The organism is Paenibacillus violae, assembly GCF_032461945.1.
In the GTDB taxonomy this organism is placed as follows: Bacteria; Bacillota; Bacilli; order Paenibacillales; family NBRC-103111; genus Paenibacillus_E; species Paenibacillus_E violae.
This window is the reverse complement of record NZ_JAWCUD010000020.1, coordinates 46,870-60,669: the sequence shown is the minus strand read 5'-3', so window position 1 is coordinate 60,669 and position 13,800 is coordinate 46,870. Positions and strand designations below refer to the sequence as shown.

At 46.6% G+C, this 13,800-nt stretch carries 12 protein-coding genes and 1 rRNA gene; 12 read left to right on the top strand and 1 reads right to left on the bottom strand.

Annotated elements, in window-relative coordinates:
• Positions 1 to 5 precede the first annotated feature (5 nt).
• The 8 genes from rrf (at position 6) to pssA (ending at position 9,113) form a co-directional block, all read left to right on the top strand.
• Positions 6 to 122: ribosomal RNA gene (gene rrf / locus RQP52_RS34600) — 5S ribosomal RNA — on the top strand.
• 936 nt (positions 123 to 1,058) lie between these two features.
• Entirely contained in the window at positions 1,059 to 1,520 is a 462-nt protein-coding gene (locus RQP52_RS34595; RefSeq protein WP_145669433.1) for a CtsR family transcriptional regulator, read from the top strand.
• Between the two features lie 13 nt (positions 1,521 to 1,533).
• On the top strand, positions 1,534 to 2,046 hold the full coding sequence (locus RQP52_RS34590) for a UvrB/UvrC motif-containing protein (protein WP_127457567.1): 513 nt from the start codon (positions 1,534 to 1,536) through the stop codon (positions 2,044 to 2,046).
• Between the two features lie 66 nt (positions 2,047 to 2,112).
• Positions 2,113 to 3,132 carry a protein arginine kinase gene (locus tag RQP52_RS34585; protein WP_157326770.1) on the top strand — a complete coding sequence of 340 codons (1,020 nt, stop codon included), beginning with the start codon at positions 2,113 to 2,115 and terminating at the stop codon, positions 3,130 to 3,132.
• A gap of 59 nt (positions 3,133 to 3,191) precedes the next feature.
• Positions 3,192 to 5,633 carry an ATP-dependent protease ATP-binding subunit ClpC gene (gene clpC, locus RQP52_RS34580; RefSeq protein WP_315956008.1) on the top strand — a complete coding sequence of 814 codons (2,442 nt, stop codon included), beginning with the start codon at positions 3,192 to 3,194 and terminating at the stop codon, positions 5,631 to 5,633.
• Positions 5,634 to 5,790: 157 nt separating this feature from the next.
• Positions 5,791 to 7,158 (top strand): DNA repair protein RadA, encoded by a 1,368-nt coding sequence (gene radA / locus RQP52_RS34575; protein ID WP_315956007.1) that lies wholly within the window; start codon positions 5,791 to 5,793, stop codon positions 7,156 to 7,158.
• 39 nt (positions 7,159 to 7,197) lie between these two features.
• Positions 7,198 to 8,277 carry a DNA integrity scanning diadenylate cyclase DisA gene (disA, locus tag RQP52_RS34570; RefSeq protein WP_315956006.1) on the top strand — a complete coding sequence of 360 codons (1,080 nt, stop codon included), beginning with the start codon at positions 7,198 to 7,200 and terminating at the stop codon, positions 8,275 to 8,277.
• Between the two features lie 86 nt (positions 8,278 to 8,363).
• Positions 8,364 to 9,113 carry a CDP-diacylglycerol--serine O-phosphatidyltransferase gene (gene pssA / locus RQP52_RS34565; RefSeq protein WP_127457562.1) on the top strand — a complete coding sequence of 250 codons (750 nt, stop codon included), beginning with the start codon at positions 8,364 to 8,366 and terminating at the stop codon, positions 9,111 to 9,113.
• Positions 9,114 to 9,200: 87 nt separating this feature from the next.
• Here pssA and RQP52_RS34560 read toward each other — a convergent pair whose 3' ends face one another.
• On the bottom strand, positions 9,201 to 9,596 hold the full coding sequence (locus RQP52_RS34560; RefSeq protein WP_127457569.1) for a DUF1573 domain-containing protein: 396 nt from the start codon (positions 9,594 to 9,596) through the stop codon (positions 9,201 to 9,203).
• Between the two features lie 156 nt (positions 9,597 to 9,752).
• On the opposite strand from RQP52_RS34560, the gene RQP52_RS34555 reads away from it, so the two are divergent.
• The 4 genes from RQP52_RS34555 to gltX all read left to right on the top strand — a co-directional run bounded on the left by RQP52_RS34555 (position 9,753) and on the right by gltX (position 13,589).
• A complete protein-coding gene (locus tag RQP52_RS34555) occupies positions 9,753 to 10,820 on the top strand; it encodes a PIN/TRAM domain-containing protein (RefSeq protein WP_315956005.1) in 1,068 nt (355 codons plus the stop codon).
• Between the two features lie 97 nt (positions 10,821 to 10,917).
• On the top strand, positions 10,918 to 11,622 hold the full coding sequence (gene ispD / locus RQP52_RS34550; protein ID WP_315956004.1) for a 2-C-methyl-D-erythritol 4-phosphate cytidylyltransferase: 705 nt from the start codon (positions 10,918 to 10,920) through the stop codon (positions 11,620 to 11,622).
• Entirely contained in the window at positions 11,619 to 12,104 is a 486-nt protein-coding gene (ispF, locus tag RQP52_RS34545; RefSeq protein WP_315956003.1) for a 2-C-methyl-D-erythritol 2,4-cyclodiphosphate synthase, read from the top strand. The genes ispD and ispF overlap by 4 nt, the downstream gene beginning before the upstream one ends.
• Before the next feature lie 30 nt (positions 12,105 to 12,134).
• On the top strand, positions 12,135 to 13,589 hold the full coding sequence (gene gltX, locus RQP52_RS34540; protein WP_315956002.1) for a glutamate--tRNA ligase: 1,455 nt from the start codon (positions 12,135 to 12,137) through the stop codon (positions 13,587 to 13,589).
• Positions 13,590 to 13,800: the final 211 nt, after the last annotated feature.

Below are 13,800 nucleotides of genomic sequence, written 5' to 3'. Positions count from 1 at the left end.
GACTGTTTGGTGATGATGGCGGAGGGGATCCACGCGTTCCCATCTCGAACACGACCGTTAAGCCCTCCAGCGTCGATGGTACTTGAACCGCAGGGTTCTGGGAGAGTAGAACGTTGCCAAGCACAGATGAAGAACCTTTTTGAGAGAAATCTCAGAAAGGTTTTTTTGCATCTCCTACGACAATTCTAAGAAGCGCCACAAGAGAACTGTAGGCCGCTAATTGATCTGATTTGCACCTTTTCAGAGCTTAAGTGGAACTACGGGCACTTATTTCACCTAAAAAGGCAGGCTTTTAGCCAAAATAAACAGAATAGCGGATCGTAGTTTCCTTAACAAGTGAATCGTTCGATTTTGCCAGAATGGCGGTACATAGTTCCCACTTGCTCAAGATGCGGCGTACTCTCGAGAAGGGTAACTCGCTAGGTTACTCAGCTGCAGAAAGTACATCAAAATCAATAGCCTCAAGCCTGTTTCAACCCATTACATGCATTTTGTGCAGATAAATTCACAAGAATCTACCCCAAACGGATCAAACCACCGAAATTAGCTGCACTTTTTACATTAAAGCTACCTATAAGGGCGTGGTGGAGTGGAATTACCTGCACTTTCTGCAGTTAACTATGGGGGAGGCGAAGCTCTAGAAGCTCCATTTGACCGGTATCAATTCCTGACAGTGGTACGAACCATGACGGTAGCTCTTTTTACAAGAACAGTCTCACCAAAGTTATACTGGATTAGCCACAGCCACAGCCCTCCCGCATTCTTCCTACGCATTTAACAATCGGCTTTTCCAAGCACTCCCTAATCGCTCGCTAAAAGGGCCCTCAAAAGCATACTGCCTACACCCCAAAAAAAGGAACAGTCCCTGACGTTAAGCAGGGGTTTTTTTGTAAATACTGAGAGTAAGCTGTGAAAATGCTCAGTTTTCTTATATACGGCCAATGTTTAACGGCAGCACTTGTCAAAAAGAAAGGAAATGATTATAATCTAGTTAAGGTCAAAGAAAGTCAAAGTCAATCAAAGTCAATTTACTTCTAGCAGTCTGGGAGGATGAATTGATGCGTAACGTATCAGAAATTATTGAGCAGTATTTAAAGCATGTCCTTCAACAGAGCTCTGAAGGAGCCATCGAGATTCAACGAAACGATCTGGCCGATCAATTCCAGTGTGTGCCTTCTCAAATCAATTATGTGATTAGTACCAGGTTTACGCTGGAAAAGGGTTACCTCGTGGAGAGTAAGCGTGGCGGTGGCGGGTACATTCGTATCCAGAAGATTGAGCTTAAGAGCCATGGATCGATATTGGATCATATTTTTCGCACGATTCATACACACATAGATCAAGTCGCTTCTGAAGGACTCATTTACCAGCTGCTGGAGGGCCACTATATTTCAACACGAGAAGCCAATCTAATTCGGGCAGCAATATCCAGAGACGTGTTGACCTTCAAGCTCCCGCTGCGCGATGAAATTCGAGCTAAAATCCTTAAAGCGATGCTGATATCCTTGCTTAGCAGATGAGGAGGCATTTGAAATGATTTGTCAGGAATGCGGGAAACGACCGGCGACTCTTCATTTTACGAAGATTGTGAATGGAGACAAGAACGAGTTCCACATTTGTGAGAATTGCGCCCGTGAGAAGGGTGAAATGATTCCTGGGACATCTGGCGGGTTTTCGATTCATAATCTTTTATCAGGATTACTTGATTTCGACCCTTCCTCTTTATCCGCCGCGAAGTCCCAAGCGATCCGTTGTGAGAATTGTGGGTTAACGTACTCGCAGTTTAGTAAATTAGGCCGTTTTGGATGCGGATCCTGTTATCAGAGCTTTTCGGAAAAGTTAGATCCTCTGTTCAAAAGAGTGCACGGGAACACCGTACATGTGGGGAAAGTCCCCAAACGAAGCGGTGGCATTATCCAATGCAAGCGGGAAATCGATACGCTGAAGAAGGATATGATGACCTGCATTGAAGCAGAAGAATTCGAACAAGCGGCGAAGATCAGGGACCAAATTCGCGAGATAGAGAAGAAAATTGCCGGATTGTGATTTTGTAAGGAAGGTGTGAATCCAGTGACACTACAGCGGTTTACAGGAGATGCATTGAGCGAATGGATGAAGGGAGAGGGACCGGAGTCGGATATCGTCATCAGCAGTCGAATCCGTATTGCACGTAACCTCAGAGACTACCCTTACCCGATGCTGGCTACCAATCAACAATCACAAGAAGTACTGGATCAGTTGTCCGGCGTGCTGGAGAATGATGAGCTGGAGACGATCAGTAATTTTTCGCTTATTCCTCTGTCTGACCTTAACGAGCTTGAGCGAATGGTACTTGTTGAGAAGCATTTAATTAGCCCTAACTTAGCTAACGAATCCAGAAATGGTGCTGTTATTTTAAGCGAAAATGAATCCATCAGCATTATGATCAATGAAGAGGATCATCTTCGCATACAATGTTTGTGCCCAGGCTTCCAAATCAAAGAAGTTTGGGACTTGGCGAACCAGATTGATGATATTTTTGAAACCCAGCTGGATTACGGCTATGATGAAAAGAGGGGCTACCTTACAAGCTGCCCTACGAACGTCGGAACCGGCATTCGTGCTTCGGTAATGATGCATTTACCCGCTCTGGTGCTCAGCCAACAAATCAATCGGATTTTATCCGCTGTTACACAAGTTGGATTGACGGTTAGAGGATTATATGGGGAAGGCAGCGAAGCATTAGGTAATCTGTTCCAAATTTCGAATCAGATTACGCTAGGACAATCCGAAGACGAGATTATTGATAATTTACACAGTGTCGCAAGGCAAATTATTGAGCATGAGCGTGCTGCCAGGCATAAGCTGATGCAAGAGTCTAGAATGCGTATCATTGATCGCGTGAACCGCTCGCTTGGTATTTTGTCTTATGCAGGAATTATGGACTCTAAGGAGGCTGCGCAGCGCCTGTCGGATGTGCGATTAGGCATAGACTTGGGGATTATCAATAATGTTTCTTCTAATGTTTTGAATGAACTGCTGGTTATGACACAACCTGGCTTTCTTCAGCAATTCGCTGGCGAGAAGCTGAACGCCGATGAGCGCGATATGCGCCGGGCCGAGCTGATTCGAGAGAAATTCGGCAGGATATAGTCAGTTAAGATTCATCCTTTAGGTTTTCCATAGATATACTACTTTTGGAGGTGTTCTCTATGATGTTTGGCAGATTTACAGAACGTGCGCAAAAGGTGCTTTCTTTGGCTCAAGAGGAAGCAGTTCGCTTAGGGCATAACAATATTGGTACTGAGCACATTTTGTTGGGTCTTATTCGTGAAGGGGAAGGTATCGCCGCGAAAGCACTCGTTGCTTTGGGCTTAGGTCTTGAAAAAATTCAAGATGAAGTCGAATCCCTGATCGGCAGAGGACAAGAGCAGCCTACCAACATTGCGTATACACCTAGAGCGAAAAAAGTCATTGAGTTGTCCATGGATGAGGCAAGAAAATTAGGTCACACGTATGTGGGGACTGAACATATTTTACTGGGGCTAATTCGTGAAGGTGAAGGCGTTGCTGCGAGAGTCCTTAACAATCTAGGTGTTTCTTTGAACAAAGCTCGCCAGCAAGTGCTTCAATTGTTAGGCAGCAGCGAGACAGTGTCTCCAAGCCACGGTAACACTCAGAATGTGAATACACCTACATTGGATGGTTTAGCGAGAGATCTGACCGCATACGCCAAAGAAGGGCATTTAGATCCCGTTATCGGCCGCAGCAAAGAAATCGAACGCGTGATTCAAGTGTTAAGCCGCAGAACGAAAAACAATCCGGTGTTGATCGGTGAGCCAGGGGTTGGTAAAACAGCAATTGCTGAAGGCCTCGCTCAGAAAATCATTAATAATGAAATCCCGGAAACGTTGAAGGATAAAAGAGTTATGACACTCGATATGGGATCTGTGGTAGCAGGGACCAAATATCGCGGTGAATTTGAGGATCGTCTCAAAAAAATTATGGACGAAATTCGTCAAGCAGGGAACATCGTGCTCTTCATCGATGAGCTTCACACGTTGATCGGTGCTGGTGGTGCAGAAGGTGCGATTGATGCCTCTAACATTTTGAAGCCGGCTTTGGCGAGAGGCGAGTTGCAGTGCATTGGTGCTACGACGCTGGATGAATACCGTAAATACATCGAAAAGGATGCTGCGCTGGAGCGTCGCTTCCAACCAATCACAGTGGATCAGCCGTCCCCTGAGGAAGCCATCCAAATTCTCTACGGACTGCGTGACCGCTACGAAGCTCACCACCGTGTGAAAATTACGGATGCTGCTATTCAAGAGGCCGTTAAGCTCTCTGATCGTTATATCACGGATCGTTTCTTGCCGGATAAAGCGATTGACTTGATTGATGAGGCTAGTTCCAAAGTGAGACTTCGCTCTTACACAATACCGCCTTCATTGAAACAGCTTGAGAACAAGCTGGAGGATATCCGTAAGGAGAAGGATGCCGCGGTTCAAAGCCAGGAGTTTGAGAAAGCAGCTGGGCTTCGCGACACGGAACAAAAGCTTCGTGAAGAACTGGATACAACGAAAAACGACTGGAAGGAAAAACAAGGTCGTTTGGATACTGAAGTAACGCCGGATGATATTGCTCAAATCGTAGCAAGCTGGACAGGAATTCCTGTGAGCAAGCTAGCGGAAGAAGAAACAGATCGTCTGCTCAAAATGGAGGACATTCTCCATGAACGCGTCATCGGACAGGAAGAAGCGGTGAAAGCCGTTAGCCGCGCGATTCGCCGTGCTAGAGCAGGCCTCAAAGATCCGAAGCGTCCAATGGGCTCCTTCATCTTCTTGGGACCTACTGGTGTGGGTAAAACTGAGCTAGCTCGTGCATTAGCAGAGTCTCTATTCGGAGACGATAACGCGGTAGTTCGGATCGACATGTCGGAATACATGGAGAAACACTCGACTTCTCGTTTGGTCGGAGCGCCTCCAGGGTATGTTGGCTATGAAGAAGGCGGCCAATTGACGGAGAAAGTTCGCCGCAAACCATACTCGGTTGTATTGCTCGATGAGATCGAGAAAGCACATCCAGAAGTTTTCAATATTCTGCTGCAAGTGCTGGAAGATGGCCGTCTGACGGATTCCAAAGGACGTACAGTCGATTTCCGCAACACATTGATCATCATGACTTCCAACGTTGGCGCGGAAATGATTAAGAAAAACTCCTCACTTGGCTTTACAGCCGCTCTGGATGCTGGTAAAGATTATACCAACATGAAAGATAAAGTGATGGGCGAGCTCAAGAAAAGTTTCCGTCCTGAATTCCTTAACCGGATCGACGAAATCATCGTCTTCCACTCTTTGGATGAGAAACATATCGCTGAAATCGTTTCTTTGATGGCGGATGATCTTCGCAAACGTCTGAAAGAACAAGAAGTTGACTTCTTGTTGACAGACAAAGCCAAAGCCTTCTTGGCCAAAGAAGGATACGATCCGACCTACGGCGCAAGACCGCTTCGCAGAGCGATTCAGAAGCATATTGAGGACCGTCTGTCTGAAGAGCTTCTCAGAGGCAACATCGCGAAGGGCGACTCCTTAACGATTGATGAGAGTGAAGGCGAGCTGGTTGTCCGGAAGGGCGAAGGCGTAGCAGCTAAATAAAAGCAAGCAAAAAAGCATTTTGCTGCATCCGTTGCTGGGTGTGGCAAAATGCTTTTTATTTTCAGATGACCTTTCATGGACTTCGTAAAAATGGTAAACTTTATTGGTAAGGATAGCCAAATATTGAATTTGAAAGATCTAAGGAGTCACTTACGTCATGAGTAAACAGAAGACGAAATTTTGCTGTCAAGAGTGCGGTTATGAATCCCCAAAATGGATGGGCAAATGCCCAGGTTGTCAATCTTGGAATACGATGGTGGAAGAAGTCGAAACGGTGGTACGTACAAAGGGGATGAATTCTTCTGCCCCTCGCACGAAAGAAAAACCGACCCCCATCATACATATAGAAAGTAGCCCAGAGCCTAGGGTTGTGACCAGCAACAAGGAATTGAATCGCGTCTTAGGCGGAGGTATTGTGCCTGGATCTTTGATTCTCGTAGGTGGAGATCCGGGAATCGGGAAATCAACGTTACTGCTCCAAACTTCTTTCGAGCTGACGCAAGCACATCAGAAGGTGCTTTATATATCGGGGGAAGAGTCCGTTAAACAGACGAAGCTTCGTGCGGATCGCTTGAATGCCTCATCTCCGCTGCTTTATGTTCTTTGTGAAACGAACCTTGAGCTTATTGAGGAAGCCATTCAAGAAATTGAACCCGATTTTCTGGTGATTGACTCTATTCAGACTGTCTACCACCCTGCCATCACATCGGCCCCGGGCACCGTTTCGCAAGTTCGGGAATGCACGGGTCACTTTATGAGAATAGCTAAGGGGAAAGGGATTGCAACGGTCCTTGTCGGCCATGTGACGAAGGAAGGCGCCATTGCGGGACCTAGGATGCTGGAGCACATGGTCGATTGTGTTCTTTACTTCGAAGGGGAGCGGCATCATTCCTACCGTGTACTCCGCGCAGTCAAGAATCGATTCGGGTCTACGAATGAAATCGGAATTTTTGAGATGCAGGAAGCAGGACTTGTCGAAGTGAGCAATCCCTCCGAGCTGTTCCTGTCCGAGAGACCGCTCGGTGTTGCCGGTTCTACCGTGGTTGCGAGTATGGAAGGAACACGTCCCGTATTGGTAGAGATTCAGGCGTTGGTTTCTTCGACGAATTTCCCATCTCCAAGAAGGATGGCGACTGGTGTCGATCACAACCGACTTTCTTTGATCATCGCCGTTTTAGAGAAACGCATGGGCATGTTCCTTCAGAATCAGGATGCTTATTTGAACGTGGCTGGCGGCGTCAAGCTTGATGAGCCTGCCGTTGATTTAGCCATTGCGATTAGTATCGCATCCAGCTTCCGGGATCATGCAACGAGACCTTTTGATGTCGTGTTCGGTGAGATCGGGTTGACCGGTGAAGTCCGTGGGGTGTCACGGATTGATCAAAGGGTGAAGGAAGCGGAGAAATTAGGATTCCGCAGAGTCATTATGCCAGAGAAAAGTTTGAAGGGGTGGACGCATCCGCCCGGTATGGAGATTATTGGGGTGAATACAGTGTCCGAAGCATTGAAAGCGGCACTGGATTAGCTCTGAATCATTCAACCTGCAAGCCTTCAGGAGGAAACTATGAGTAAAGAAGAGACAAAGCGAGACGTCATGAGCCAATTGCTGCAAATGGTAGCGCCTGGCACATCGTTCCGTGACGGTTTGGAGAATGTATTACGCGCCAAAACGGGCGGACTTATTGTTGTTGGATACAGCGCGGAAGTAAGGGAAATTGTCGACGGCGGCTTTTCGATCGATTGTGATTTTTCACCTAATTATTTATATGAACTTGCCAAAATGGATGGAGCGATCATCCTCAGCGAAGATATCAAACGTATTCTCTATGCAAATACGCAATTAATCCCGGATTCCTCCATTTCCTCATCGGAGACTGGAATCCGCCATCGGACTGCTGAACGTGTTGCGAAGCAAACCAATAAGCTGGTTGTTTCGATTTCGCAACGTCGCAATGTCATCACCCTTTATCAAGGAAACTTGCGCTATGCGCTCAAAGATATAGGCGTTATCTTAACGAAAGCCAATCAAGCCATCCAAACGTTGGAGCGGTACAAAGTGGTTTTGGATCAGTCGCTGACGAACCTGAGTGCGTCGGAGTTTGAAGAGCTGGTTACGCTCCACGATGTCACCAATGTCATTGCCCGATTTGAAATGGTGTTGCGCATTAAGGCGGAAATCAATCGCTATATTAACGAGTTGGGGAATGAAGGCCGTTTAATAAGCATGCAGTTGGAAGAACTTGTTGGCAATGCGGAACTTGAAGCGCGTTTGCTCGTAAAAGATTATGTAAGGGAATTATCCGAAGACCGAGTCAAAGAAATGCAAGCTGGCTTGAAGCGATTATCTTCGGATGAGTTGCTGGAACCGCACCAAATCATTCGATTACTCGGCTATCCGCATACAAATTCTATTGTTGAAGAACCGGTTTCCCCACGTGGGTTCAGGGTTCTTGGGAAAATACCGCGGCTTCCCTCGATCATTATTGCGAATCTTGTAGAGAAATTTGGCTACCTGCCGCACATGATGATGGCAACGATTGAAGAACTGGATGAAGTTGATGGTATCGGTGAAGTGAGGGCGCGCGCTATTAAAGAGGGCCTCAAAAGAATTCAAGAACAAGTGTTCATTGACAGACATATTTAAAGTGGATACAATCATAAAGTATCTAATGTTGAGGTTTTATAAAGTCAAGTTTAGGGCATAGTAAATCCAGAGGTGGACAAAAACATATGTTAACGAAATCAATTCCCAGTCTTTTTACAGTAGGGAACTTATTCCTAGGTGTTCTGTCGATTATTCTTGCTTTCAGTGGTGAGCATGGAGTCGCAGCTGTACTTGTCATCGTTGCCATGCTGCTTGATGGTCTTGACGGCCGTGTAGCAAGGGCATTGAATGCACAGAGTGAATTTGGTAAAGAGCTAGACTCGCTGTCAGACGTTATTTCTTTCGGTGTAGCACCTGCCTTTATCATGTATGTAGTGGCTTTTAATGATCCGAGTGTGATCAGTCCTGCATTTGCTTGGATCGTCACGGCGATCTTCCCCATTTGTGGAGCACTTCGTTTGGCTCGTTTCAACGTTGTTGCTGGTACACCTGGTTATTTTATCGGTTTGCCGATTCCTGCTGCTGGTGGTGTACTTTGTACATTAGCGTTGTTCGTGAACGAAATTAATGTCTACGTGCTTTTGGTAAGTACGATTATGTTGTCATACTTAATGGTAAGTACAGTGAAGTACCCGAACTTCAAGAAAGCGGGTATTCCTAAAGCGGCAATCTGGATTACACCCGTTATCGTTGCCGTAGCTGTCCTGATTGCAATCAAATGGCCTGAGTCCATTTCCAAAATGATCTTCGTACCGCTCCTGTTGTACGCGCTTTATGGCTTAAAAAAAAACGTTGATGGGTTTTTCATCCGAATCCGCAGAAAGAACAAGCGACGCGGTGTAGACGATTCAAACTCCGTTAAGTCCGACGTTTAATCGGCAAATGGCAAAAATAAAAAGCATTTATTTTCTTCTGATCATCTCAGAGAAAATAAATGCTTTTTTGTTTGTTCATCTTCATGTTCATGACATGTTGAAAAGTCCTAGTGTTGTGCATTTCTTGGATTCATTCTCAACGACTTGTTCCAGGTTAACATCAAGAATGTTGCTTAGTGCGGACATATAGAACAAATTCCTGCCCAGTTCACTACTGACAACCTCGATGCATTGTTCACACAAGTGACCGGATACATGAGTGCCCAGCACATCCTTAGCCTCATTCAAGGTCATCTCTGGATGGTATTCTTGCTTCGCTGCGTTGACCTGAATACATCCACATTCTGTAATGGATTTCACCACGGAACGGTTAGCAGCTGCACCGGACTGTTGAAATTTGGATAAGACATCAAGCAGACTTCGGTGACGGAGCAACAATTCGGATACTTGATCTTGAAACTGCTTTAAAGTCAAGGAGCTCATTCCATCCACCTCGGGTGTGTTGGTAACTTCCAATTTCATTATAATGGAAGCCCCTTAATATTTCAATTTTACATCTGAATAAGTGATTAACGATGGATAAATTGGAACATAATTGTAATGAAGCTTTATCAATATGTTGATGCAGGAGGTGAATCTATGATGAGGAAATGGGTACAGTTCATTTTGGCCATCATGGGTGCTAGTTTAGGATTTGGATGGAGTGATGCCATCCTTCGAACGACAGGTTTCATGAATGAGTCAGGAAAAGCAATAGTCATCAATAGTTTATGCGCGCTAGTTATGTTCATTCTTTCAGCATGGGTTGCAGGCAAGGGGATGAAGCTGCTTGTCAAAGGGGAAAGAAACGTTGCGGACATCCCTGTGTCCGATCTGCTCTCAGGTACATTAGGACTAGTAATTGGACTGCTTATATCGGTATTGATGTTCCCTGTGCTCGATCAGGTGAAGTGGGCAAGTCCTATTTTACCCTTCGTCGTCTCGGGGGTTCTAGCAGTTATGGGGTTTCGCATTGGTTACAGCAAGCGGGAAGAGCTGGTTCAGATTATTGCGATGAGCCGGGTGGTCGCTCCAGAGAAGCAGACACACCGTCCTTACGAGGAACATAAGATTCTCGATACAAGTGTCATTATTGACGGGCGTATTGCGGATATTTGCAAAACAGGATTCATCGAAGGGACCCTCGTTATACCTGAGTTTGTACTTGAAGAGCTGCAGCATATTGCGGACTCATCGGACTTGCTCAAGCGGAATCGCGGGCGGCGCGGACTTGATATTTTGAACAAAATTCAAAAGGAACTCGAAGTGAAAGTGCTGATTTATGAAGGCGATTTCGAAGAGATTTCCGAAGTAGACAGCAAGTTGGTTCGTCTGGCGAAGGTGCTGCAAGGCAAAGTGATTACGAACGATTTTAACCTGAATAAAGTCTGTGAATTGCAAGGTGTTTCCGTGCTAAATATCAACGATTTGGCGAATGCCGTGAAGCCTGTTGTGCTGCCGGGTGAAGAAATTATTGTTCAAGTCATTAAAGATGGCAAAGAGCATGGACAAGGTGTCGCTTATCTTGACGATGGCACGATGATTGTCGTAGAAGGCGGTCGTGAGTTCATTGGCATGACGCTCGAAGTGATGGTCACTAGTGTGCTGCAAACATCGGCGGGCCGAATGATTTTCGCGAAACCGAAATTATTGGAAAAAGCGCAATAAAACCAGTATGATAAGGAGATGTAACATAGCACTTACTAGTTGATAGGAAAGCTTTCGAATAGAAAGCGCTCAGTTGGAGTTGGAGGGCTTAGGACTTATGGGGAAGCTAGGGGTTATCCTCGTGGCGGCGGGCAAGGGCTCGCGCATGGGAACGGCGGAAAGCAAACAATATTTACAACTGGGACAGAAGCCAATTCTGGTACATACGTTGCAATTATTTCAAAACATACATGAAGTGAATGAAATCATTTTAGTTGTAGGCGGAAATGACGTAGAGCGCTGTACAGGCTATGTGCAGAGCTATGCGCTTTCCAAGGTCACTCATGTGCTAGCAGGCGGGGCGGAGCGTCAGGACTCCGTCAGACGGGGCCTAGAAGCCCTAGAGCAGGATACCGCTTGGGTACTCGTACATGACGGTGTTCGTCCTTTCGTCAAAAAAGAACATGTGTTCGATTGTCTATTAAAGGCGAAAGAACAGGACGCGGCTGTGCTGGCGGTACCCGTGAAGGATACGATCAAAATCGTAGATTCCGAAAAGCGAATACAATCTACACCGGATAGACGAAGCTTGTGGGCCATCCAAACCCCGCAAGCTTTTCGGCTTTCTCTTTTACAGGAGGCGCACCAGCGTGCACTTCAGGAAAACTTCCTGGGGACAGACGATGCTATGTTGGTAGAGCGTATAGGAACAACGGTGCATGTTGTTGAAGGGGACTATTACAATATCAAGATAACTACACCGGAAGATTTGCCATGGGCAGAATGGATACTACAAAACGTAAGGGGAGAGGAACAACAATGATTCGCGTAGGACAAGGATTTGATGTTCATCAGTTGGTGGAAGGCCGTAAATGTATTATTGGAGGCGTGACGATTCCTTATGAAAAGGGGCTGCTCGGCCACTCCGATGCGGATGTGCTCCTGCATGCGGTTAGCGATGCGATTCTAGGCGCGCTGGGCTTAGGAGATATCGGGAAGCACTTCCCGGATACGGCGGCGGAATTCAAGGATGCGGACAGCCTGGTCCTTTTGAAACACGTATGGCAGCTTGCCAAAGATAGAGGATATCGTCTGGGGAACACAGATTCCACGATTATTGCCCAGAAGCCGAAGATGGCACCATATATCCCGCGAATGGTTGAAATTATTGCCGATGCTTTAGAAGCGAAACCGGAGCAAGTCAATGTGAAAGCTACGACGACGGAGCAGCTAGGTTTCACGGGACGAGGCGAAGGGATTGCGGCGCAATCGGTTGTTTGTTTAATTCGAGATGTGCTAGAATAGCAGGTATTATTGGGGAGAGAGGGTATAGTCATGAACCAACCTTTACGTGTGCGCTATGCACCAAGTCCAACGGGACATTTACATATAGGCGGTGCTCGTACAGCACTTTTTGATTATTTATTGGCGCGTCGCCATGGCGGTGCCTTTGTTGTGCGGTTTGAAGATACGGATCAAACCCGTCACAAAGAATCCGGCATTGAGGATCAATTGAATGGTCTAAGATGGCTTGGATTAGAGTGGGATGAGAGCGTAGATATCGGGGGGCCGTATGGTCCTTATCGTCAGATGGAAAGACTTGATATTTATCAAACCCACCTCAACCAGCTTCTTCAAAGTGGTCATGCGTATCCTTGCTACTGTTCGGAAGCCGATTTAGAGCAGGAGCGAGCAGAACAGGAAGCGCGCGGCGAGATGGGCGGTTACTCCGGGAAATGCCGTCACTTGACGCCTGAGCAAATTGCCGCTTTTGAAGCGGAGGGCCGCAAGCCTTCGACTCGATTCCTTGTACCTGCGGACCGCATCATCGGCTTCGAAGACAAGGTTCGCGAGCATGTTGAGTTTGAATCCAATGGCATCGGCGATTTTATTATCGCGCGCCCTGACGGGATTCCTACGTATAACTTTGCTGTTATCGTGGATGACCACATGATGAAAATTAATTTGGTTATTCGCGGAGAAGAGCATCTGTCCAATACGCCTAGACAAATTCTGATGTATGAAGCTCTCGGCATGCCTGTTCCGGAATTCGCGCACTTGGCGCTGATTCTCAATCAGGACCGGAAGAAGATGAGCAAGCGGGATGAGTCTATTATCCAGTTCATCGAGCAGTACCGGGAGTTAGGTTATTTGCCGGAAGCCGTTGTGAACTTTATCGCTCTGTTGGGATGGTCTCCTGGTGGCGAAGAAGAGATGTTTACGAAGGAAGAATTGATCGCCCAGTTTGACCTCGACCGTGTGTCGAAGAGTCCAGCTGTGTTTGATATGGATAAATTGAACTGGATGAACAATGCCTATTTGAAAAAAGCTCCGCTCTCGCGCGTTGTTGAGCTGTGTGTACCTCATCTGCAAAAGGCCGGATACATCGAGCCGCAGTTGGATGAAGCGGGCCAGGCGTGGGTGACGGCTCTAATCGGCCTCAATCAAGAGAGAATGCGCTTCGCGGCGGAAATTGTCGAACTATCGAGCATCTTCTTCAAGGAAGAGCTTGTTATCGATGAGGAAGCGGCAGCTGTTTTGAAAGAAGAGCATGTGCCTGTCGTATTGACCAGCTTCTTGGGGCAAGTCGAGCAAGCTGAGTCTTTCACGGTAGAAGCAATCCCTGCTTTGTTGAAGCAAGTTCAGAAGGATACGGGTTATAAAGGGAAGCAATTGTTTATGTCGATCCGTTCTGCGCTGACAGGGCAAGTGCATGGACCTGATCTAAATGTGTCGCTTTACCTGCTTGGAAAAGAAAAAGTCGCTTCGCGTCTACGGAACTTGTTGTAATACAGGGTTCTTTTCGCTATACTTAATTCAATAAGGAACGCAATGATCAGGAGAGTACGTTTATTTAGGGATTTATCAGAGAGGATAATCGAAGCCGTCAGGCTTTGGCTGTGAGTTATCCATTCCCTGTAACCGGAAATGCACCTGGGAGCTGCCGCGCCGAATACTCGGATTCAGAGTAAGGTAGGCGCAGCCGAAATGCCCACGTTAC